The following is a 21,878-nucleotide window of genomic DNA, read 5'->3' as shown; positions in this document are numbered from 1 at the left end:
CCCTGTCCGAGTGGCAGCGGGCGCTGGCCGGCTACCAGGCTTCGCGCCTGTACAGTCGCGCGGCCCTCGCGGGTGCCGCCGCGGACGCGGCGTCACGGCGGGGTGGCGCGCCTCCGCCGCCCCATGCCGTTGCGGGCCCCGGACGAGTCCGGAGATACCGGCCTCTGATCGGTAGCGTTTCACGGTTACCGGTCGGCAGCGATCACCGGCGCGTCCTGGTCCGGGCCCATAGCCGGACCCTTGCCGAGGGTGGAGGCGGAGCCGGCAGTGACCGGCTTCCAGCGCTGGTCGATGAACAGGCCGGCCGAACCGGCGGCGATACAGGCGAGTGAAATCACCACCATGAGCGGGTGGGTGCCGCCGGTCAGCGCGTCGGCGAGAACCACAGTGGCCGCCGTGCCGGGCAGGATCCCGATGAGCGTGGCGCCGAGGTAGGGCCAGAAACGAATCGAGGACAACGCGCACGAATAGTTCACCACCGAGAACGGCGCGAAGGCGATGAGGCGGAGCGCACCCACGGCGAGCCATCCGCGGCGGCGCAGTCGTTCATCGACGAGCCGCACCGTGGGATGGTCCAGATAGGGGGAGACCCGATCGCGGCCGAACGCGCGTACCAGGAGAAACGCGGCCGCGGCGCTGAGGACCGAGGCGGTGACCGCCACCGCGAGTCCGGCAACGGGGCCGAACAGCAGACCCGATGCGACCGTGAACACGGTGCGCGGCACAGGCGCGATGGTGATCACGGTGTGCGCGGCGAAGAACAGAAGCGGGAAATACGGTCCGGCTTGTTCGGCCCACTCCTGGATCTGCCGCGGGTCGGGCAGGGGGGTCAGCAGTGCCGCCGCGCAGAGGGCCGCGGCGAGGCACAGCAGGAGGACCAGCCGTCGGTCGCGGAGGATACGGGGCACCGCGGCGAGATTACCGGGTGCTGTCGGGGTCGCACCGTCCGGTATCGGGGCTGGTCGGGTGATCGGGTGCGGGGGCTGGCCGGTGATCGAGGTCGGCGCGGGCCGTTTCCGGCGTCGGGATAGGCATGATGCGGCGACCGGTCCTGCCGCCCACGCCGGGTGCGCCCGGTGGGCATCGGCGCGAACGACGGCGTGCCGGTGGACGTGGCTGGTACGGCGGCGAATTCCGGCCAGGTTACTCATTGGTAGCGGAGGCCCCGGGCGGTCGGCTCCGGCCCCCCGGCTAGCATCGGAGGGGCGGGCTGAATGCCCGTTAACCAAAGTGTTCGCTGAGCTGGGCGGATGCCAAGGTACGCGCGCACGCAGGTGGTGCGCTTGTACTGGAACGACAAGAGGGAACAGGGTATGCCGATTGCTGCAGAGCCCGCGGCCGGGGCTGATCCGTCCTCGTCCGCGGTGCCCGAATATCCCGCCTGGCGCAAAGGTGTGGCGGGTGTGCTGGCCAAGGCCCGCAAGGTCGATGCTGCCGAACTCGGTGCGGAACCCGAGAAGCTCCTGGCCCAGTCCACCTACGATGGGCTGAGTATCGCGCCGCTGTACACGCGCCGCGACGAAGTACCCGAGGGGCCGCTGCCCGGCGCCTACCCGTTTGTTCGCGGCGGCGACGGCACGCGTGATGTCCAGCGCGGCTGGTTCGTGAACGCCCGGATCGGGGCGGCCGATCCCGCCGCCGCCAACCAGGAGATCGTCGCCGGGCTGGAGAACGGCCTGAGCGCCGTCGAATTGACCGTCGGTGCCGGCGGTCTGCCGGTGAGCGGCCTCGCGACCGCGCTCGACGGCGTGCTCTTCGACCTGGCACCGCTGAGCCTGCGGGCCGGACCGGCGACAGCGGACGCCGCGGACGCCGTGCTCGCCGTCCTCGACAACTATTCGGCGACCGACCGGGCGGATATCCGGGTCTCCTTCGGTGCCGCACCCCTGACCAGTGCGTTCTCCGGCGCCGAGGATATCGGCGTGGACGAGACGGTGCGCCTGGCCGGCCGCGCGGCACAGCGCCCCGAAACTCTGCGCGCGATCACCGTGGACGGAACGGTCTTTCATGACGCCGGCGCCTCGGACGCCCAGGAAGTGGGCGCGGCGGTAGCCGCCGGGCTCGAGTACCTGCGGGTGCTGTCCGCGGAGCTGCCGGTGCCCGAGGCGCTGCGCCAGCTGGAGTTCCGCTTCGCCGCCACCGACGACCAGTTCGCCACCCTCGCCAAGTTCCGGGCCGCCCGGCGCCTGTGGGCCCGGGTCGCGCACGCGCTCGGCGCGCCGTCCGAAGGCGCTGCCCCGCAGCATGCGGTGACCTCGGCGGCCATGATGAGCCGTCGCGACCCGTGGGTGAACCTGTTGCGCACCACCCTGGCCGCCTTCGGTGCCGGAGTGGGCGGGGCAGATACCGTGACGGTGCTGCCCTTCGATTCGGCCCTGCCCCCGGGGGAGCTCGGCGTTTCGGCGGCGTTCGCACAACGGATGGCCCGCAACACACAGCTGCTGCTGCTCGAGGAGTCCCATCTCGGCCATGTGCAGGATCCGGCGGCGGGTTCCTGGTACGTCGAAAGCTTCACCACCGACCTCGCCGCCACCGCCTGGGAATTCATGCAGGAGATCGAAGCGGCCGGTGGCTATCGGACGGCACTGGACTCCGGTCTGCTCGCCGCGAAGATCGAGGAGACCGGTACCCGGCGACAGGCCGATATCGCCCATCGCCGCACCGCGGTCACCGGGGTCAACGAATTCCCGAATCTCGCGGAGGCGCCGCTTTCGGAAGGCGCCCGCGCCGCGGGGCCGGGACAGCGCTACGGGGCGGCGTTCGAAGCGCTGCGCGATCGGTCGGATGCGTATCTGGCGGCACACGGTGCGCGCCCGCAGGCGTTGCTCGTACCGCTGGGCACCGTCGCCGAGCACAATGTGCGCGTCACCTTCATCGCCAATCTGCTGGCGTCCGGCGGTATCGAATCGATCAATCCGGGCCCGCTCGCCGGTGACGAGATCGCGACGGCGGCCCGGGATTCCGGTGCGGCCATCGCGGTCCTGTGCGGTACCGATGCCCGCTACGGCACCGATGCCGCCGCCGCGGTGGAACAACTGCGCAGCGCGGAGGTGAGCACCGTTCTGCTCGCCGGACCGGAGAAGGTACTGGCCACGCTCGACGAGGCCCGGCGTCCGGACGGGTTCCTGGCGGCGCGCATCGACGCGGTCGCCGCCCTGACCGCCCTGCTGGAGAAGGTGGGAGCCTGATGACAACTCAGCGAATCGAGCAGGTGATCGGCAGTTTCGCCGAAGTACCGCTCACCGAGCCGGGTTTCACCCCGGAACCGGCCGGCGACAGCGCGCGTGATGCCTTCGTCGCGGCGTCCGCGGCGGCCAACAACTACGCCCCCGAACAGCTGGTGTGGTCGACGCCCGAGGGGATCGACGTCCCGCCGGTCTTCACCAAGGCCGACCGGGATGCGGTGGCAGCGGCCGGGTTCCCGCTCGACAGCGTTCCGGGTGTCGCGCCGTTCGTGCGCGGACCGTATCCGACGATGTATGTGAACCAGCCGTGGACCATCCGCCAGTACGCGGGGTTCTCCACGGCAGCGGATTCCAACGCCTTCTACCGCCGCAATCTGCAGGCGGGGCAGAAGGGCCTGTCGGTGGCGTTCGACCTGGCCACGCATCGCGGCTACGACTCCGATCACCCGCGAGTGCAGGGTGATGTCGGGATGGCCGGCGTCGCCATCGATTCCATCCTCGATATGCGCCAGCTGTTCGATCAGATCCCGCTCGATCAGGTCAGCGTGTCGATGACCATGAACGGCGCGGTGCTGCCGATCCTCGCGCTGTATGTGGTGGCCGCGGAGGAACAGGGTGTGGCGCCCGAGCAGCTGGCCGGGACCATTCAGAACGATATTCTGAAAGAGTTCATGGTCCGCAACACCTATATCTATCCGCCGAAACCGTCGATGCGGATCATCTCCGATATCTTCGCCTACACCAGTGCGAAGATGCCGAAATTCAATTCCATCTCCATTTCCGGCTACCACATCCAGGAAGCCGGTGCGACCGCCGATCTGGAACTCGCCTATACCCTCGCCGACGGCGTGGAATATCTGCGGGCCGGTATCGACGCGGGAATGGAAATCGATAAGTTCGCCCCCCGGCTCTCGTTCTTCTGGGCCATCGGGATGAACTTCTTCATGGAGGTCGCCAAACTCCGTGCGGGCCGGCTGCTGTGGAGCGAACTGGTCGCGAAATTCGACCCGAAGAATCCCAAATCACTGTCGCTGCGTACCCATTCGCAGACCTCGGGCTGGTCGCTGACCGCGCAGGACGCCTACAACAATGTCGCCCGCACCTGTATCGAGGCGATGGCGGCCACCCAGGGCCACACACAGTCCCTGCACACCAACGCCCTGGACGAGGCGCTCGCGCTACCGACCGATTTCTCGGCCCGGATCGCGCGCAACACCCAGCTGCTCATCCAGCAGGAATCGAACACCACGCGGCCGATCGACCCGTGGGGTGGCTCGTATTACGTGGAATGGCTGACCCACCAGCTCGCGGAACGCGCTCGCGCGCATATCGCCGAGGTGGAGGCGCACGGCGGAATGGCGCAGGCCATCGGCGAGGGTATCCCGAAACTGCGGATCGAGGAGGCGGCCGCCCGCACTCAGGCGCGGATCGACACGGGGCAGCAGCCGGTGATCGGTGTCAACAAGTATCAGGTCGCCGAGGATCACGAAGTCGAAGTCCTCAAGGTCGAGAATTCGCGGGTGCGCGCGGAACAGATCGAGAAACTGCAGCAGCTGCGCGCCGGCCGCGACACCGCTGCCGTGGAGCGCGCACTGGCCGAATTGTCCAGGGCCGCCGCCTCGTCCGAAGGCGGTATGGCGAACAATCTGCTCGCGCTGGCCATCGATGCCGCCCGCGCGAAGGCCACCGTCGGTGAGATCTCCGATGCCCTGGAGAAGGTCTACGGCCGGCATCAGGCCGAGATCCGTACCCTGTCCGGTGTGTATCGCGACGAAGCCGGGAAGGTCACCAATATCACCACCGCGAGCGATCTGGTCGCCGAATTTGCCGAGGCCGAAGGGCGCCGGCCGCGCATCCTGGTCGCGAAGATGGGGCAGGACGGCCACGACCGGGGACAGAAGGTGATCGCCACGGCGTTTGCCGATCTCGGTTTCGACGTCGATGTGGGCCCGCTGTTCCAGACCCCCGAAGAGGTGGCGCGTCAGGCCGCGGACAACGACGTGCACGTCGTCGGTGTGTCCTCGCTGGCGGCCGGTCACCTCACGCTGGTGCCCGCCCTGCGGCAGGCACTGGCCGATGTCGGCAGGCCCGACATCATGGTCATCGTCGGCGGCGTCATCCCGCCCGGTGACTTCGACGAGCTCTACGAGGCGGGTGCCGCGGCGATCTTCCCGCCCGGCACGGTGATCGCGGACGCCGCGATCGATCTGCTGCGTAAGCTCGGTGCCGTGCTCGGCCACGAGCTCGGTGCCGGTACCGCCGGATCCGAGGCGAATACCCAGGGATGAGTGCGCGCGCCATCGATATCGACGCGCTCGCGCAGGCGGTCCGCTCCGGTGAGCGGGCCGCCCTCGCCCGGGCGATCACCCTGGTCGAATCCACCCGGTCGGATCACCGGGAACAGGCGCAGCAGCTGCTGCTGCGGGTGACACCGGAACCCGGTGCGGCACTGTCGAACCGGGTCGGGATCACCGGTGTTCCCGGGGTCGGGAAATCGACGTTCATCGACGCGCTCGGGATGAACCTGATCGCGCAGGGGCACCGGGTCGCGGTGCTGGCGGTGGATCCCTCGTCCACCCGCACCGGCGGTTCGATTCTCGGTGACAAGACCCGGATGGCGCGGCTGTCGGTGGAGGCGAACGCCTTCATCCGCCCCTCGCCGACCGCCGGGACGCTCGGCGGGGTCGCGAAGGCGACGCGCGAGACCATTGTGCTGCTGGAGGCGGCCGGATACGACGTGATCCTGGTGGAGACCGTCGGCGTCGGCCAGTCCGAGGTGACGGTCGCCAATATGGTCGATGTGTTCTGTTTCCTCACCCTGGCCCGTACCGGCGACCAGTTGCAGGGCATCAAGAAGGGTGTGCTGGAGCTGGCCGATCTGGTCGCGGTGAACAAGGCCGACGGTAAGCACGAGATCGAAGCCAAGGGCGCGGCCCGGGAGCTGGCCGGGGCGTTGCGGCTCATCCATCCGCACGATGCGCTGTGGAAACCGCCGGTGCTCACCATGAGTGGTCTGGAAGGGACGGGGCTGGAGAAATTCTGGCAGACCGTCCTGGACCACCGGCGAGTGCTCACCGATGCGGGGGAGTTCGCCGAGAAGCGCCGCCGGCAACAGGTCGACTGGACCTGGACGATGGTGCACGACCAATTGCTGCGCCGTCTCGCCGACAATCCGAAGGTCAAGGAGATACGCGGGGGAGTGGAGGCGCAGGTGCGGGACGGCAGTCTCACCGCCGCGCTGGCCGCTGGGCAGCTGCTGGACGCCTTCGACAGCTGATCGCCGGGCCGCTGCGGAAACACGCGCTATCCTCGCCGGATGTGTATCCGGGTCTGCGCGGGCGGCCACCTCTTTACAATGAAGAAATGTAGATATGCGCATCTGACTATTAGATTCGAAGGTGCCGACCACGCGTAGCCGGGACAGCCGATCAGCTGGGTGTCCGGTCCACGCCGAAGAGTTGGGCCGCGGTGGAGTAACAGACCGCCCGCAACCAGTCGTCGCCGAGGTCCAGGCGTTCCAGTGCCTGGACGGCATGGCGGTACGGGTACGGGATATTCGGGAAATCGCTGCCGAACATGATCCGGTCGCCGTGATCGGCCAGCCGCCGCAGGTCGGCCGGCGGGAACGGGGTACTGGCCTCGGCGAAATCGGTGAAGGCCATGGTCGTATCGAGGTGGACGCCGGGATAGCGGTCGGCGAGATCGAGGAATTCCCGGTACTCCGGCATGCCCATATGGGCGACGATGAGGCGCAGCTGGGGAAACCGACGCAGCACCTCGGTGATCGGTCCCGGACCGGTGAACACACCGGGCGTCGGGCCGGAGCCGCAGTGGACGACGGTCGGGACCGCCGCGTCGCTCAGCGCGCCCCAGACAGGTTCCAGCAGCGGATCGCGCGGATCGTAGGCGCCGACCTGGATATGTGCCTTGAACACCCGCGCGCCCGCGTCGAGCGCGGCCGGAACGTAGCCAGCGGCGGCGGGCTCGGGAAAGAATGTCGCGGTGTGCAGGCAGTCGGGCACCTCGGCGGCGAATTTCGCGGTCCAGTCGTTGAGCCAGGCTGCCATATCCGGGCGGTGCGGATACACCAGCGCGGTGAAGGCGCGAATCCCGAACCGGCGCAAGGCGTCGAGGCGGACCGGTTCCTCGTCGCGGTAGGTGATCGGCCACGGGCGTCCGGTGAGCGGACCGGCGGCATCGAAATAGGCCCAGACCTTCCGCAGCACCCGATGCGGCATGAAATGGGTATGGACGTCGATCATCCCCGGCAGGCCGAGTCGCTGCCGGAACTGCGCCAGATACGCCTCGTCGGCCGGGATCTCGGATTCTCCGGATGCGGTCACTGGGTCTCCTGGGTCGATGCGGATGACGGGGCGGGCCGGGTCAGCCGGGTTCGGCGGCGACCCGGTCCGGGGCGGAGTCGCCGGGGATGCGAGCGCGGGCGAAGTCGCCGATACGGGCGATGAGCCGGTCGAAGAACCGGTCGGGGTCGGTGGCGACGACGATATCGGCGTTGGGCGGGCGCCCCCACATACCGGCCCAGTCGGCGACGGTGGTGGCGCGGGTGAGTGTTCCGGCGAGTTCGACGTCGACCGTCGCGGGCCGGGTGCAGGCCAGCGCGGGGTCGAGGGCCACGGCCGCGGCGAACGGGTCGTGCATATGGGCCAGGTAGCCGAGGTCGTAGGCCTGGTGGAAATCGAAATAGAAGCGGACAGCGTCGGTGACGTGCCGGATGATCGGGTTGTCCGCTGCGGATCGGGCCCCGGGCGGATCGTCCGGGGACACCGTCTCGATCGGCAGGCTTCCGGCGCGTTCGGCCAGCCGCGTCAGGTGGGCGGGCCGCATTTCGATAGTTTCGGTGATATCGAGCGCGCAGACGATCGGCCGGCGATCCGCGGGTGCGGCGGAGAAGGCGTCGAAAACGATTTTCGCAGCTTCGGGGTCGACGTGGATATTCCACTCGTTGGTGGGGGTGGTGTTCCCCGGATGGTTGAACGCTCCGCCCATGATCACCAGGCGGCGGAGCAGCCGGGGGAGTTCGGGCTCCGCGCGCAGGGCGAGGGCGAGGTTGGTGAGGGGGCCGGTGCACAGGCCGATGAGTTCGCCCGGGTGCTCGCGCGCCGACGCGACCCACAGATCCGCGGCGCTGCGGGCGGAGATCTGCCGGGTCGGAGCAGGGAGTTCGGCGTAACCGACGCCCTGTGGCCCGTGGGTGTCCTCGGTGGTACGCAGCGGCACCTCGAGTGGCTCGACGGCGCCCAGTGCGACCTCGATATCGGGCGCACCGGCCAGTTCCAGCCAGGCGAGGTTGTTGATCGCCACCTGGGCGGCCGGCACATTTCCGGCGGTGGCGGCGATTCCGGTGATCTCGGCTTCCGGGCTGGCGAGCAGATACAGCAGGGCGAGGGAATCGTCCACGCCGGTATCCACGTCCATGATGATCCGCTGCCGCATGACCCGAGCGTAACGAGGCTGCCACGACCGGGGCCGATCGCCACCCATGCCGCGTCCCGGGAGGGGCGCGGCGCGGTCGCGTCACGTGACGCGTTTGGGTCAGGCCGATGCGGTGGTTCAGTCCCGGGTGGGCCAGTAGTTGTCGGTGGCGGGTCTGCGGGTCAGTGGTGTGCTGCCGCCGACCTCGGTGAGACCCAGATGGAAGAGCATGCCGACCGTTACCAGGCTGACGCTCACGACGAGCGGTGTGAGCAATTGGGCGGCACCGGCTCCCGAGGGCGGCAGCTGGTGCTGATGATCGCCGATATGCATGGCGAACATTCCCGTGTAATGCATACCGGCGACGGCCACGCCCATCACCAGCGCGGCGCCGAGGGTGGCGAGCGTACCGCGCACATTGAGGGTGAACCACAGCGCGGCGGTCGCGGCGATCACCGCGATAACCATGGACAGAGCCACGGTCGGCCAGTCGTATCCGATGTCCGCATCGGTCTTCATGGCGTACATGCCGGCGTAATGCATGGCGCCGACACCGATTCCGGTGACCACGCCGCCGACGAGCAGGCCCTGGGTGCCCAGCTTGCGCTGCTGGGCCAGGCATAGGCCGAGCCAGACGACGACCATGGCGATCAGGGCGCTGACCAGGGTGATGGGCACATCGAATTTTATGGCCGCGCCGTCGATCCGGAACCCGAGCATGGCGACGAAATGCATCACCCAGATACCGGTGCCGCCGATGGCGACGGACGCGGCGATGAGCCAGCCGTCGAAGATCGAGCCGCTGCGGACACGGCTCATACACCGCAGTCCGAGCAACGAACCGGTGAACGACATGACGTATGCGACCACGGGGGTGAGCCAGCCATGGCTGAAGTGGTCGATCTCCACCAGGGGACCTCCTCGCTGGATGGAACACCGACCCCGCAACAGCGGAACGCGAGCATTCCAGAACGTGAACGTGCAGGGAGTGAATTTAGAGGAGATATCCTGTAAAAAACAAGGGCTACTGAAAGGACATCGGCGCATATGCGCCAACCCGGCGCGAAGTCCGCGTCGGTGTGATGGCGCGGGCGGCGCCACGACCGCCGGTACGGCTTCCCGCTATCGATCGGCACTCCTCGGTGCCGCAGCAATTCCGGGGTGCGGCTGCCGAATACAGCCGCACCGTACCTCCGGCGGACCGGGCGCGGAAGGGCCGGTCCGGTGCCCGCCGGATGCGAGTGCCTCGCGCTCGGCGACCGGATGGCCCCGGCGGGCCGCGCCCGATGTTTTCCGGTTGAGGTGTGCACGACCGGCCGTCGGCGTAGGCTTCGGACAACTCGAAGGAGACCCATGCCTGGCACATCCAGCCGCCACACCCCCGTCGACCACGATCTCCCCGACGCCGAACTGGCGGAGTTCGCCGAGATTCGCAGTGCCGAACGGGCCGAGGTCGCCCGCCGCAGCGCCGTCGCCGCCCGCATCGTTGCGGGACACTCCACCGATGCTGTCGACTGCCAGAATCTGCTGGCCATGCTCGGTCTCGATGCGGAGGCGGGCAAACTCGCCGGTCTTCAGACCTGACGCCGGATCGGCTGTGGGCTCGGTCGGATAGAGCGAGCCCACCCGGGCCGTAGGGCAGGTGCCCGGTGTTCGGGACGTACCCTCGGAACATGTCCGATACGGTGCTGCTCAGCGATGACCATCCCGTGCGCTGTGCGGATCCCGTCGACGATCTGTGCGAGCTGATCGGTAACCGGCGGATGGTCGTACTCACCGGCGCCGGGATCTCGACCGACAGCGGAATTCCCGACTACCGCGGACCCGATTCCCCGCCGCGTACCCCGATGACGTACCAGCAGTTCATCGGCGACCCGGAGTTCCGCAGACGATACTGGGCGCGTAATCACGTCGGATGGCGGTACATGGACGCCGCGCGCCCGAACGCCGGTCATCGGGCCCTGGCCGAACTCGAGCGCCTCGGCGTGGTGGCCGGTGTGATCACCCAGAATGTCGACCTGCTGCACACCAAAGCGGGTAGTCGGCAGGTGATCGACCTCCACGGCAGTTACGCCCAGGTCCGGTGCCTCGACTGCGGTACCCGGATGTCGCGGATGACCCTGGCCGACCACCTGGAACTGATCAACCCCGGTTTCGCGGCCGCCTCGGTGACCGGACTGGAGGTCGCGCCCGATGCGGACGCGGTGGTCGAGGATATCGAGGGTTTCCGCATGGTGGATTGCGCGCACTGCGGGGGACTGCTGAAGCCGGATATCGTCTATTTCGGGGAGAACGTGCCGCCGGACCGGGTCGCGGCCGCCTACGCGCTGGTGGACTCGGCCGAGGTGATCCTGATCGCGGGGTCGAGCCTGACGGTGCTGTCGGGCCGCCGCTTCGTCCACCGGGTCGCTCGCCGCGGCGGCACAGTGCTGATCGTCAATCGGGGGCCGACCCGCAGCGACAGTCTGGCCGCCCGCGCTGTCCATGCGGGCTGCTCGCCGATTCTGTCGGGTCTCGCGGAGCGCTTCGGAAATCGCCGCACCGACCGATGAGCAGGTATCACGCTGCCGCACCGCGACCTCAGCGGCTGCCGGACCGGACCCACCGGCGCGCGTACCCTGCGCAGTATGCGGAGCACACTGATCGCGGTACGTACGGGGAGCGCCGAAACCGTCCGGGACATCACCGGTGAATGCTCGGAATTCGTGCGGGCGGCAGGTGGCGACGGGCTACTCCATATTTTCGTCCCGCACGCCACCGCCGGGGTCGCGGTGATCGAACTGGGTGCCTACAGCGACGACGATCTGCTGGCCGCGTTGCGCGATCTGCTGCCCGCCGACGACCGCTGGCGGCACGCACACGGGTCGCGTGGGCACGGGCGCTCGCATGTGATGCCCGCCCTCATCGCACCGTACGCGACCGTTCCCGTGGTGGACGGCGAAATCGCCCTGGGGACATGGCAGTCCATCGCCCTGGTCGATGTGAATGTCGACAACCCCGATCGGCAGGTGCGGTTGTCGTTCTTGACCTCCGCGGGGTGAGTGCCGCGCCCGGGTAACGTCGCCTGCATGAGCAGTCTCGGCGTCGCAGTCATCGGGTACGGCTTGGCGGGCGCGGTGTTCCACGCACCGTTGATCGCCGCGGAGCCACGCCTGCAGGTGGTGGCGGTGGTGACGGGCTCGGCCGAGCGGGCCGAGCAGGCCCGGCGCGACCATCCGGGAGTTCGCGTCGTACCGGACGCCGACGCGCTGTTCGCCGATCCGGCCGGGATCGATGTGGTGGTCGTCGCCGCGCCGAACCGCACCCACGCCGAACTGGCGCTGCGGGCGCTCGGCGCGGGCCTCGCCGTGGTGGTGGACAAACCGTTCGCGGTGACCACCGCCGAAGCCGCCGCGGTGATCCGGTACGCGGCGGACGCCGGCCGGGTCCTGACGGTGTTCCACAACCGGCGCTGGGACGGTGATTTCCGCACCATCGGCCGGCTCCTCGACGAGGGCCGGCTGGGGGCGGTGCGCCGGTTCGAATCCCGGTTCGAGCGCTGGCGCCCGGTGCCGAAGAGCGGCTGGCGGGAGTCGGGCACCACCGCTGACGCCGCCGGCATCCTCTACGACCTGGGCAGCCACCTCGTCGATCAGGCGCTGGCCTTGTTCGGCCCACCGACTGCGGTCTACTGCGAACTCGATTCCCGCCGCCCCGGGGTGAGTACCGACGACGATATGTTCCTTGCCCTGACCCACCCCGGCGGTGTCCGCTCCCATCTGTGGGCCAGCGCGGTGGCGCCGCGCCTCGGCCCCCGGTTCCGCGTGCTGGGGGAGAAGGCCGGCTATGAGGTCCACGGGATGGACCCGCAGGAGGCGGCGTTACGGGAAGGCAGGCGTCCCGGTGACGGAAAATCCTGGGGGACAGTGGCTCCCGACCGGTACGGAATTCTCGGCGCCGACCCGGAGGCGGCGGCATTTCCCACCCTGCCGGGCGACTACCTCGCCTTCTACAGTGCCCTGGCCGCGGCGATACTCGACGGCGCACCGGTTCCGGTGGATCCCGTCGATGCCCTGACGGGTCTGCGGGTCCTGGAGGCGGCCCGCGAATCGGCCGCGTCGGAGACCGTGATGCGCATCTGACGCGACAGAACTCAGGGAGTGGGTCCCCGGCGCGCGGGCCGGTCGAGAAGTCGACCGGCGGCGGGGTGCGCACCGGGCTCGGTGACCGGCAGTCGTTTGTCCGGTGGGTCCAGGCCCGGTGTCGGTCGTAATGGACAACTGAGGGCGGATTACCGCAGTTATTCGGCCGAATACCGCCGAACCCTTCCCGAGTGCCGTCCCGCCGGGCCATGATGGAGTCATGGCCAGACCTACGTCTCCTATTGATTCCGCTGCCGGCTCCCGGAATCTGCTGCGCACCTGCCCGCTGTGCGAGGCGGTCTGCGGCCTCGAGCTGACTCTGGACGGCGAGGATCGGGTGACCGCGGTCCGCGGCGACAAACAGGACCCGTTCAGCGCGGGATTCCTCTGCCCGAAGGGCGCCAGCTTCGGCCGGCTCGACGGCGACCCCGATCGTCTCACCGAGCCGATGATCCGGGACCGCGCGACCGGCACCTGGCGGACCGCGGGCTGGGACGAGGCCTTCGATCTGATCGCCGAGCGCATCCCGGCGATCAAGTCCGCGCACGGTAATCAATCGGTCGCGCTCTATCTGGGAAATCCGAACGCGCATACCGTCGCGGGCACCCTGTACGCGTCGGCGTTGATCCGCGCCCTCGGTACCAAGAACCTCTACTCCGCGAGCACCGCCGACCAGATGCCCAAACAGCTGGCCTGCGGGCTGCTCTACGGTGACCCGCTGGCCGTTCCGGTTCCCGACCTCGATCGCACCGATTTCCTGCTGATGCTGGGCGCCAATCCGCTCGAATCCAACGGTTCGGTCTGTACGGCCCCGGATTTCCCCGGCCGGCTGCGGGCACTGCGGGAGCGTGGGGGCCGGCTGGTGGTGGTCGACCCGCGGCGGACCCGGACCGCCGCCCTCGCCGACGAACATCTCTTCGTCCGGCCCGGCACCGACGCCTACCTGCTCTTCGGGATGGTGCACACGCTCTTCGCCGAGGGGCTCACCCGCATCGGCATCGAGACCGCCGGGCTGGAGGAGGTCCGTGCCGCGGCGTCGGACTTCACTCCGGAGCTGGTCGCCGAACGCACCGGCGTACCCGCCGATACCGTCCGCCGCCTCGCGCGTGAGCTCGCCGCGGCCCCCACTGCCGCGGTGTACGCCCGGATCGGGACCTGCACGGCCGAGTTCGGGACTTTGACGCAATGGCTGGTCGATGTGCTCAATATCCTCACCGGCAATCTCGACCGGCCGGGTGGGGTCATGTTCGCCACCGCCGCGGCCCGCGGGATCGTCCGCACCAAACCGTTCCGCCCGGGCCGCTGGCGCAGCCGGGTACGGCAGCTGCCGGAGGCGATGGGGGAGCTGCCTGTCGCCACGCTCGTCGACGAGATCACCACTCCGGGCGAGGGGCAGGTCCGCGCTCTGATCACGGTGGCGGGTAATCCGGTGCTGTCGGCGCCCAGTGGACCCCGGTTGGACGGAGCGTTCGCCGGTCTCGACTTCATGGTGAGCATCGATCGCTACCTCAACGAGACCACCCGGCACGCCGATGTGATCCTCCCGCCGCCCCGCCCGGTGCAATCCCCGCACTACGATTTCGCGCTGCTGCAGTTCGCGGTCCGCAATTACGCACGGTATTCGCCGCCGCTGGTACCGCTGGGGGATCGGCCCTCCGAAGCCGCGCTCTATGTCCGGCTGGGCGCGGCCGTGAGCGGGCAACCGCACAATCCCCGTGGGGATTTCGACCCGCTGACGGCGTTCGACGAATTCGTCATCGGCGATACGCTGCAGCGCGCGGGACTTGCGCAGCGCCGTCCGGAACTGCTCGGCAGCACCACCACCGAACAGCGGGTGGATCTGATGCTGCGGCTCGGTCCCTACGGTGCGTGGAACGGTGGCGAGCTGAGCCTGCAGACCCTGCTGGACAATCCGCACGGCATCGATCTCGGTCCGCTGCGGCCCCGGCTGCCCGAGGTGTTGCGGACCGCCTCCGGAAAGGTCGAGCTGGCGCCCGAACTACTGATGACCGATATCGAACGTCTGCGGGCGGGTTCGGCTACCGAACCGGCGGATCTGGTGCTCATCGGGCGACGTCACCTGCGTTCCAACAACAGCTGGATGCACAATATGGAACGCCTCGTCGGCGGTACCAACCGCTGCACCCTGCAGATCCACCCCGACGATATCTCCCGCCTCGGTCTCGGTGACTACGCGATCGTAAAATCCGCCGCCGGTTCACTGACCGTCCCGCTGGAGCCCACCGATTCGATCATGCCCGGGGTGGTGAGTCTGCCGCACGGGTGGGGACATTCCGGAAGCGCCCAGCAGGTGGCGGCCGAACACCCCGGCGTGAACGCCAATACGCTGACCGATGATTCGGTGCTCGACATCCCCTCGGGCAATGCCGTTTTCAACGGAGTCCCGGTCTCGCTGACACCTGCCTGATCCACCCGCGGGCCCGACGCCCGTCTGCCGCCGGATCAGCCGCCGACGGGGTGGGGGAACATGAGCGGCGCGAGGTAGCGGCGGGCGAATTCGCGGGCGGCCTCGGCGTCACCGAGCGGCAGCACACCGCGCGGGTTGGCGATGAAGGAGATGGTGAGCCGGACGAACAGTTCGGCCACCACCTCGGGGTCGAAACTGCCCAGCTCGCCGCGTTGCTGCCAGTAGGCGAGGAACCGCGCCACCAGCTCCCGGCCCTGGGCGACGGCATCGTCGCCGGTGAGGAAATCGGCGAGCTGCCCGGACGCGCCCGTGGCGCGCAGGCTGCGGGTGAGCAGGCGCGGGGCGGTGGCCTCGCTGACGAAGACGGCGAACATATCGGCGAGGGCACCCACCGGCCCGGCCGAGCGGTGCATGGCGTCGCCGACGATCATGGACACCCGCTGGGATTCGGCCATCAGCGCGTAGCGCAGGATCGCGGATTTGGTCCCGAAGCGCCGATACACCGTCGCGACCCCGACGCCGGCCGTTTCGGCGATCCGGACCATGGTGGTGTCGTCGAATCCGTGGGCGGCGAAACATTCGCGGGCGGCGTCGACGATACCGCGGGATCTGGTGTCCAGCTGCTGCAGTTCGGCCCAGGGCGCAGCGGCGGTCTCCATTCGCACCAGCCTACCGGCCCGTTGGCCGGCAAAGATGACGCGGCGGCGCGGATGTGCCCCGTGGTGCTCGGAATTCAATCGGTGATAGTCTAAGGGTGGTCAAACTATCATTTCTCCGTTCAGTCCGAGGTGACGAGATGGCGAACAACGCAACGGTGCGCACCGCCGACCAGTCCGCCGACCAGCGGATCCGGCCGGAAGTCCTGCGCGAATTCCGCAAACACTCCGGCAGCATCCTGGCCGGAGTCTTCGCCGGCGCGGCCTTCGATCAGGTCGCCCTGGTGCCGGTGGCGGCCGCCGTCGACCGCACCGGCCGATTCGAGGCCAACTTCGCCGACCGCGGGGTACGCAGCGGAGCCTCGGCGATGATCGCGCTGTGGGGTGATTCCGACGATCGCCGCGCCGAGTCCGAATGGCTCAAATTGCGCCACCGTGACGTGCGCGGCACCGGCACCGCGGATTTCCAGGACGTCAAGTACAGCGCGCTGAACCCGGCCGCCTGGAAGTGGATCGCGGTGAGCGGAATCTTCGTGGTACTCAACACCTTCACCTACTGCACCGGCACCGAATTGCGGCCGGAGGAGGAAGAAGCGGCCTACCGGCAGCTGTGCGAGGCCTTCGCCGATCTCGAACTGCCCAGCGCCGCGGGGAGGCTGCCGGTCGATCTCGCCGAGGCCCGCGAGTATTACGACACCATGGCGAACGAGGAGCTGCACGCCAATCCCTTCCTCGTGGAGAAATTCGCCGGGCTCACGAAACTGCCCCTGCCCACCCTGGGCCTGCCCCAGCCGGCGCGGCGCGCGCTGACGCCGCTGTGGCTGGTGGTCCGGCCGATCGCGGGCCATGTGATCCAGGTGTGCTCGTCCAAGGCGCTGCATCCGCGGGTGCAGGAACTGACGGGTTTCGAACTGAAACCGCGCCACGATCAGGAATTCGCGCTCTATATCTGGTTGCTGCAGTGGGCCTGGCGGAATCTGCCCGACCGGCTCCTGCTGCAGCCCTTGGCCTACAACCGATTCCGGTACGAGAAGCTGATTCGCGCCTTGCGCGGTTTCGGGCTCGAATCCTTCGCGGTCCCCGCGGACCGGCGCTGAGCCGGGCCGCTCAGTGTTGCCGGACCCGCAGGAACCGGCCGGTGCGTTCGGTGCCGAGGGCGGGGTCCGCGGTGCCGTCGCCGAAAACGAAACGACCACCGATGTACACGGCGGTGACCGCGGCGTCGTTGCGGTTCACCATCCGCGACAGGTTCCCGTACTGGGCGACCGGGCTCTCGGCGTAGGCGTCCACCGAATCGTCGAGTCCGGCGGGGTCGATGATCACCAGATCGGCGCGGTCGCCCTCTCGGAGGTGCCCGGCATCGATGTCGTACCAGTCGGCGAGTTCTCCGGTGAGCCGGTGCACTGCCCGTTCGAGCGGAATCACCGGCGCTCCTGCCTGTTCGGCCGTGTACATGCGGCGCAGGAACCGCAGGCCGAAGTTGTAGAAGGCCATGTTCCGCAGGTGCGCGCCCGCGTCGGAGAAGCCGAGCTGGATTCCGGGATGTGCGGCGAAACGGTTCAGAATCTCGGGGCGGTGATTGGAAATGGTGGTGCGCCAGCGCAGTTTCGTCCCGTGCTCGAGGACCAGGTCGAGGAAGGCGTCGACGGGATGCACGCCGCCCCGGTCGACCCCGGCCTGACCGAAGGTTTTCCCGATGACCGCGGCGTCGGGGCAATCGACGATCTCGGCGTCGAAGAAATCGCGATGCCAGACCCGCAGGCCGAACTTCGCGTCGTAGTCCTTACGGAACCGGCGCCGGTAGCCCTCATCGGCGAGCAGGGCGTCGCGTTCCACCTGTTCGGCCAGGTGCAGCGCCGCGGCACCGGACCCGAACTCCTCGAATATCACCAGGTCGATGCCGTCGGCGTACACCTCGAACGGCACCGGCAGATGTTGCCACCGGAAATCCGCACCGAGCGCGTTGACCAGGCGCGCGAGCGAGCCGATGAGAACCACCGCGAACGGGTTGGCCTTGATATCGGCCGCGGAGAGCAGCGTGGTCTTCAACCGTTTGCGCACGATGCCGAGGCTGCTGAAGATCATGGCACCGAGACTGCGTGGCGAGGTGATATCCGGACCGCCCTGCAGGATCCGCCCGCGCCGGCGCAGGATGGCGTTGAGCCGGCGGCGTTCGCGGGCCTTCGCGTAGGTCGAGGGCAGGGTGCGGGAGCGGCAGGTCTCGCCGTCGACCTTGTCGAACAGCAGTTGCTGGGCCGACAGGCCGACGAACCCGGCATCGAGCGCCTCGGTCAGCGCTGCTTCCATATCCGCCAGCTCCGCGCGGGTGGGCCGCACATCCGCGCGGGTGGCGCGATCCAGGCCCATCCGTGCGGTGCGGATATCGGAATGGCCCAGCATGGCCGCGATATTCGGGCCCAGTGGTAGGTGTTCGAGTGCGGTGATGTATTCGCGCGCCGAACTCCAGGTCTTGGTGTCCTCGAGGGTGTCGATGACGTGGCTGCGGGGGATCGCCTCCACCCGGCCGAAGATATCGCCCGCGCCCGTGGGGTCGATATGGACGGTGGACAGCGAACACGAGCCGAGCAACACGGTGGTGATTCCGTGCCGTACCGATTCCGACAGCGAGGGCGTTTTCAGCACTTCGATGTCGTAGTGGGTGTGGATATCGATCATCCCCGGCAGTACCCATTTGCCGTGGGCGTCCACCACATCAGGGCAGCCGGTCTCGTCGAGCGGCGTTTCCGAGACGGTCACGACCCGGTCGCCGCGCAGTCCCAGATGCCGCACCGCGGAGGGCGCCCCGGTCCCGTCGAACCAGCGGCCGCCTCTGATGATCGTGTCGTAGCTCACAACCCCATTGCAACTGGTCACGTGACCGGAGTCAAGGGGAGGGCGGCGCCGGGCGGGCACCCCGCCCGGCGCCGGTGGTTCAGCTGGTCCGGACCTCGGACCGGTCCTCGCTCCACAGCGTGTGGTACTTGCCTTCGGCGTCCACCCGCTCGTAGGTGTGCGCGCCGAAGAAATCGCGCTGGGCCTGGGTAAGCGCGGCCGGCAGCCGCTCGGCGCGCAGGGCGTCGTAGTACGACAGCGAGGACGCGAACGCCGGCACCGGGATACCCAGCAGCGTCGCGGTGGCGACCACGCGGCGCCAGCTGTCGATCGCGGTTTCGATCGCGGTGCGGAAATACGGGTCCAGGATCAGGCTCGGCAGCGCCGGATCGGTTTCGTAGGCCTCTTTGATCCGGTTCAGGAAGCGCGCCCGGATGATGCAGCCGCCGCGCCAGATGGTGGCCATATCGCCGGGCGTGAGATCCCACCCGTATTCCGCGCTGCCCGCGGCGATCTGATCGAAGCCCTGGGCATAGGCGACAACCTTGGATGCGTAGAGCGCCTGCCGGATATCCTCGGTGAACTGTGCGATATCGGTGGGCTTCGCCGCCAGCCGGCCGGAGGCCAGGTCCTTGGCGGCCGCGCGCTGCCCGCGCGACCCCGAGAGCGCCCGAGCGAAAACCGCCTCGGCGATACCGGTGACCGGGATGCCGAGATCGAGCGCCGACTTCACCGTCCAGCGCCCGGTGCCCTTCTGCTCGGCCGCATCGACGATCACGTCGACCAGGGGTTTACCGGTCTTGGCGTCCACCTGCCCGAGCACCTCGGCGGTGATCTCCACCAGATAGCTCTCCAGATCACCGGAGTTCCACTGGGTGAAGATATCGGCGATCTGCTTCGGGTCCAGGTCCAGCGCGGCCCGGAACAGGTGATAGGCCTCGCCGATCAGCTGCATATCCGCGTATTCGATCCCGTTGTGGACCATTTTCACGAAATGCCCGGAACCGTCGGGTCCGATATGGGTGCAGCAGGGGGTTCCGTCCACCTGGGCGGCGATCGACTCCAGCAGCGGTCCCAGCGATGCGTAGGACTCAACGGGTCCACCGGGCATGATGGAGGGCCCGTTGAGCGCGCCTTCCTCACCGCCGGAGATACCGGCGCCGACGAAGTTCAGGCCGCGCTCCCGCATCGCCGCCTCGCGGCGGATGGTGTCGGTGTAGAGGGCGTTACCGCCGTCGATGATGATATCGCCGGGTTCCATGGCATCGGCCAGTTCGGAGATCACCGCGTCGGTGGCGTCACCGGCCTTCACCATGATGAGGACCCGGCGGGGTTTCTCCAGCGCCGCGACGAACTCGGCGATGGTCTCGGTGCGGACGAAATCGCCGTCGCCGCTGTGCGCGGCGAGCAGGGCGTCGGTTTTGGCGACGCTGCGATTGTGCAGGGCCACGGTGTAGCCGTGCTTGGCGAAGTTACGGGCGATATTGCTGCCCATCACCGCCAGGCCGGTGACCCCGATCTGGGCACGCGCTGTGGAGGACGCCATGAACCTGCTCTTTCCTTCGACGGTTCCAACAGTTACGGCCGTCGCACTGATGCCGCGAGCAGGTGCGGTTCGCTCACGAACACAGGTGAGGCCTATGTTCTTTTCTACCGGGTGGCCTCCGCGCCGTGTGCGCGGACCCGCCGATGCCGCGCGTGGCGCCCGCTTACGCGGCCTGCGCGCCCGCCGGCCGGTACCCGTTGCCGGCGATCCGCCCCGCGGTCCCGGCCCGGCTCCTGCCGGACGGGGCGGGAGCCTCCCCTGCGACGCACCGGCGGAGCCGTGACCGGGGTACCGGTGCCCTCTGGTGGGACCGAGAACACTTCGCGCACAACGGAAGCGGTCAGCTGCGGCGATGCGGGCCGGCTGGGCGGACGGGTACAAGGGAGAAGTGCGGTTCAAATATCTGTTCGTGGTTTCGAGCGCGGCGATCTTCGCCGCGATGGCACTGTTCGCCCCGGTCCCCGCCGTCGCCGCGCCGGGACCCCGGGTGGACGCGGAAAGGTCGCTCGGGGGCCGGGCCGTCCAGCTGGATGTCTTCTCGCCGGCAATGAACAAGGTGGTCACCAACCGGGTCATTCCGGCGGCCGGTGGTGGCCCCGCTCCCACGGTGTACCTGCTGACCGGTATCGGCGGCGGGACCGACGGTATCTCCTGGTGGGACGATACCGATGTCCGCCGGTTCTTCGCCGACAAGAACGTGAACGTGGTGATGCCGATCGGTGGCGCGTACACCATGTACACCGACTGGCAGGCCGATGACCCGGCCCTCGGCCGTGCGCGCTGGCAGACCTACCTGACCACCGAGCTGCCGACGGTGGTGGACGCACGGTTCGCGACCACCGGGCGCAACGCCGTCGCCGGAGTGTCCATGAGCGGAGGTTCGGCGGTGGATCTGGCGATCCAGGCGCCCGGGCGCTATCAGGCGGTCGCGTCCTACAGCGGGTGCCCGTGGTCGGCGGACTCCGCCGGGGTCGCGATGGTGAGCGCCCAAGTACTGCGGGGCGGGGCGAATCCGGGCAATATGTGGGGCGTCCCCGGCGGCGCCGGCTGGCAGGCACACGATGCCTTCGCGCAGGCGCCGCGGCTGGCGGGTAAAACGGTGTATCTGTCCGCGGCCTCGGGTATCCCCGGCGCCATCGACCGGGGCTGGGGTTTCCCGCCCGTCGAGGCCATCGCCAGTGCCTGTACCTCGGCATTCGCCGGTCGCCTGGCGCAACTGGGTATCGGCGCCGTACATATCGATCGACCGGCCGGTGCGCATACATGGGGTCAGTTCGAATACGACCTGCACGATTCCTGGCCCCACCTCGCGCGCGCCATCGGCGCCTGACGCTGCGGAACCCGGGCCGGATCAGCGATCATGGTGGCATGACGGAACTGCGGTGCACCTACTGCGCCGGAACGGGGCTGGAACCGGGTTTTCTGGAAGATCGCGGCGAAGGTTCGAGAGGGCATGTGCGCTGGATCGAAGGTGCGCTCGAACGGGGAATCTTCGGTGGCGCCAAACGATTCGGCCGGCCGCGGCGCGCGGTCGACGCGTTCCGGTGCAACCGGTGCGGCCACCTGGAGATGTTCGCCCGGCCCGAACTCGAATAGCGGCGCGCCGCGCGGTGACTCCTGGCTCTGGGCCCGCGTCGGCTGAGTCTCCGCGGACCTACCGTGGCCCCGGTTGCCGGA

At 68.7% G+C, this 21,878-nt stretch carries 18 protein-coding genes; 11 read left to right on the top strand and 7 right to left on the bottom strand.

The features are described 5' to 3' along the window. Positions 1-185: 185 nt before the first annotated feature. The gene (locus ACIA75_RS26000) at positions 186-908 is read right to left on the bottom strand and encodes a TVP38/TMEM64 family protein (RefSeq protein WP_397108381.1); all 723 of its coding nucleotides are present in this window, start codon (positions 906-908) and stop codon (positions 186-188) included. Positions 909-1,313: 405 nt separating this feature from the next. Between ACIA75_RS26000 and ACIA75_RS25995 the strand changes: the two genes are divergently transcribed. From ACIA75_RS25995 to meaB, 3 genes are read left to right on the top strand one after another with little or no spacing between them, the layout of a single operon-like run. Further along, the gene (locus tag ACIA75_RS25995; protein ID WP_397108379.1) at positions 1,314-3,188 is read left to right on the top strand and encodes a methylmalonyl-CoA mutase family protein; all 1,875 of its coding nucleotides are present in this window, start codon (positions 1,314-1,316) and stop codon (positions 3,186-3,188) included. Continuing rightward, positions 3,188-5,473 carry a methylmalonyl-CoA mutase gene (scpA, locus tag ACIA75_RS25990; protein WP_397108377.1) on the top strand — a complete coding sequence of 762 codons (2,286 nt, stop codon included), beginning with the start codon at positions 3,188-3,190 and terminating at the stop codon, positions 5,471-5,473. Before ACIA75_RS25995 ends, scpA begins: the two co-directional genes overlap by 1 nt. Beyond that, the gene (gene meaB, locus ACIA75_RS25985; protein WP_397108375.1) at positions 5,470-6,462 is read left to right on the top strand and encodes a methylmalonyl Co-A mutase-associated GTPase MeaB; all 993 of its coding nucleotides are present in this window, start codon (positions 5,470-5,472) and stop codon (positions 6,460-6,462) included. The genes scpA and meaB overlap by 4 nt, the downstream gene beginning before the upstream one ends. Before the next feature lie 151 nt (positions 6,463-6,613). Here the strand turns inward: meaB and ACIA75_RS25980 are convergent, their stop codons facing one another. From ACIA75_RS25980 to ACIA75_RS25970, 3 genes are all read right to left on the bottom strand, one after another. Continuing rightward, positions 6,614-7,447, bottom strand: a complete 834-nt coding sequence (locus tag ACIA75_RS25980; RefSeq protein ID WP_397109098.1) for an amidohydrolase family protein — start codon at positions 7,445-7,447, stop codon at positions 6,614-6,616. Between the two features lie 121 nt (positions 7,448-7,568). Beyond that, positions 7,569-8,639, bottom strand: coding sequence for a nucleoside hydrolase (locus ACIA75_RS25975; RefSeq protein ID WP_397108373.1), 1,071 nt, complete (start codon positions 8,637-8,639; stop codon positions 7,569-7,571). Between the two features lie 117 nt (positions 8,640-8,756). Further along, positions 8,757-9,527, bottom strand: coding sequence for an MHYT domain-containing protein (locus tag ACIA75_RS25970; RefSeq protein WP_397108371.1), 771 nt, complete (start codon positions 9,525-9,527; stop codon positions 8,757-8,759). 444 nt (positions 9,528-9,971) lie between these two features. Between ACIA75_RS25970 and ACIA75_RS25965 the strand changes: the two genes are divergently transcribed. The 5 genes from ACIA75_RS25965 to ACIA75_RS25945 all read left to right on the top strand — a co-directional run bounded on the left by ACIA75_RS25965 (position 9,972) and on the right by ACIA75_RS25945 (position 15,167). After that, positions 9,972-10,202 (top strand): hypothetical protein, encoded by a 231-nt coding sequence (locus tag ACIA75_RS25965; protein WP_397108369.1) that lies wholly within the window; start codon positions 9,972-9,974, stop codon positions 10,200-10,202. A 179-nt stretch (positions 10,203-10,381) separates the two neighbouring features. Further along, complete coding sequence (locus ACIA75_RS25960; protein ID WP_397109096.1) at positions 10,382-11,170, top strand: Sir2 family NAD-dependent protein deacetylase; 789 nt, start codon at positions 10,382-10,384, stop codon at positions 11,168-11,170. A 75-nt stretch (positions 11,171-11,245) separates the two neighbouring features. Beyond that, positions 11,246-11,659, top strand: a complete 414-nt coding sequence (locus ACIA75_RS25955; protein WP_397108367.1) for a YjbQ family protein — start codon at positions 11,246-11,248, stop codon at positions 11,657-11,659. Between the two features lie 27 nt (positions 11,660-11,686). Further along, positions 11,687-12,739, top strand: coding sequence for a Gfo/Idh/MocA family oxidoreductase (locus ACIA75_RS25950; RefSeq protein WP_397108365.1), 1,053 nt, complete (start codon positions 11,687-11,689; stop codon positions 12,737-12,739). Between the two features lie 220 nt (positions 12,740-12,959). Beyond that, positions 12,960-15,167, top strand: a complete 2,208-nt coding sequence (locus ACIA75_RS25945; protein ID WP_397108363.1) for a molybdopterin-dependent oxidoreductase — start codon at positions 12,960-12,962, stop codon at positions 15,165-15,167. A 35-nt stretch (positions 15,168-15,202) separates the two neighbouring features. On the opposite strand, the gene ACIA75_RS25940 is transcribed toward ACIA75_RS25945, so the two are convergent. Next, positions 15,203-15,826 (bottom strand): TetR/AcrR family transcriptional regulator, encoded by a 624-nt coding sequence (locus ACIA75_RS25940; protein ID WP_397108361.1) that lies wholly within the window; start codon positions 15,824-15,826, stop codon positions 15,203-15,205. 137 nt (positions 15,827-15,963) lie between these two features. Between ACIA75_RS25940 and ACIA75_RS25935 the strand changes: the two genes are divergently transcribed. Next, the gene (locus ACIA75_RS25935) at positions 15,964-16,920 is read left to right on the top strand and encodes an oxygenase MpaB family protein (protein ID WP_397108359.1); all 957 of its coding nucleotides are present in this window, start codon (positions 15,964-15,966) and stop codon (positions 16,918-16,920) included. 10 nt (positions 16,921-16,930) lie between these two features. Here the strand turns inward: ACIA75_RS25935 and ACIA75_RS25930 are convergent, their stop codons facing one another. Both ACIA75_RS25930 and gndA read right to left on the bottom strand, forming a co-directional pair. After that, positions 16,931-18,676 (bottom strand): amidohydrolase family protein, encoded by a 1,746-nt coding sequence (locus ACIA75_RS25930; RefSeq protein ID WP_397108357.1) that lies wholly within the window; start codon positions 18,674-18,676, stop codon positions 16,931-16,933. Between the two features lie 79 nt (positions 18,677-18,755). Beyond that, positions 18,756-20,201, bottom strand: coding sequence for an NADP-dependent phosphogluconate dehydrogenase (gene gndA / locus ACIA75_RS25925; RefSeq protein WP_397108355.1), 1,446 nt, complete (start codon positions 20,199-20,201; stop codon positions 18,756-18,758). 439 nt (positions 20,202-20,640) lie between these two features. On the opposite strand from gndA, the gene ACIA75_RS25920 reads away from it, so the two are divergent. Together ACIA75_RS25920 and ACIA75_RS25915 are read left to right on the top strand one after the other, a co-directional pair. After that, complete coding sequence (locus ACIA75_RS25920) at positions 20,641-21,531, top strand: alpha/beta hydrolase (protein WP_397109094.1); 891 nt, start codon at positions 20,641-20,643, stop codon at positions 21,529-21,531. A 38-nt stretch (positions 21,532-21,569) separates the two neighbouring features. Further along, on the top strand, positions 21,570-21,797 hold the full coding sequence (locus ACIA75_RS25915) for a hypothetical protein (RefSeq protein WP_397108353.1): 228 nt from the start codon (positions 21,570-21,572) through the stop codon (positions 21,795-21,797). The last annotated feature ends 81 nt before the right edge of the window (positions 21,798-21,878 follow it).

This window comes from Nocardia sp. NPDC051750 (genome assembly GCF_044453135.1).
Classification (GTDB): domain Bacteria; phylum Actinomycetota; class Actinomycetes; order Mycobacteriales; family Mycobacteriaceae; genus Nocardia.
This window is presented reverse-complemented; position numbering and strand designations above follow the sequence as displayed.

Coding starts and splice junctions, on each gene's coding strand:
- ACIA75_RS25995 (WP_397108379.1), top strand. CDS start 1,314: ATGCCGATTGCTGCAGAGCCCGCGGCCGGGGCTGATCCGTCCTCGTCC.
- scpA (WP_397108377.1), top strand. CDS start 3,188: ATGACAACTCAGCGAATCGAGCAGGTGATCGGCAGTTTCGCCGAAGTA.
- meaB (WP_397108375.1), top strand. CDS start 5,470: ATGAGTGCGCGCGCCATCGATATCGACGCGCTCGCGCAGGCGGTCCGC.
- ACIA75_RS25980 (WP_397109098.1), bottom strand. CDS start 7,447: ATGATCGACGTCCATACCCATTTCATGCCGCATCGGGTGCTGCGGAAG.
- ACIA75_RS25975 (WP_397108373.1), bottom strand. CDS start 8,639: ATGCGGCAGCGGATCATCATGGACGTGGATACCGGCGTGGACGATTCC.
- ACIA75_RS25965 (WP_397108369.1), top strand. CDS start 9,972: ATGCCTGGCACATCCAGCCGCCACACCCCCGTCGACCACGATCTCCCC.
- ACIA75_RS25960 (WP_397109096.1), top strand. CDS start 10,382: ATGGTCGTACTCACCGGCGCCGGGATCTCGACCGACAGCGGAATTCCC.
- ACIA75_RS25955 (WP_397108367.1), top strand. CDS start 11,246: ATGCGGAGCACACTGATCGCGGTACGTACGGGGAGCGCCGAAACCGTC.
- ACIA75_RS25950 (WP_397108365.1), top strand. CDS start 11,687: ATGAGCAGTCTCGGCGTCGCAGTCATCGGGTACGGCTTGGCGGGCGCG.
- ACIA75_RS25945 (WP_397108363.1), top strand. CDS start 12,960: ATGGCCAGACCTACGTCTCCTATTGATTCCGCTGCCGGCTCCCGGAAT.
- ACIA75_RS25940 (WP_397108361.1), bottom strand. CDS start 15,826: ATGGAGACCGCCGCTGCGCCCTGGGCCGAACTGCAGCAGCTGGACACC.
- ACIA75_RS25935 (WP_397108359.1), top strand. CDS start 15,964: ATGGCGAACAACGCAACGGTGCGCACCGCCGACCAGTCCGCCGACCAG.
- gndA (WP_397108355.1), bottom strand. CDS start 20,201: ATGGCGTCCTCCACAGCGCGTGCCCAGATCGGGGTCACCGGCCTGGCG.
- ACIA75_RS25920 (WP_397109094.1), top strand. CDS start 20,641: ATGGCACTGTTCGCCCCGGTCCCCGCCGTCGCCGCGCCGGGACCCCGG.
- ACIA75_RS25915 (WP_397108353.1), top strand. CDS start 21,570: ATGACGGAACTGCGGTGCACCTACTGCGCCGGAACGGGGCTGGAACCG.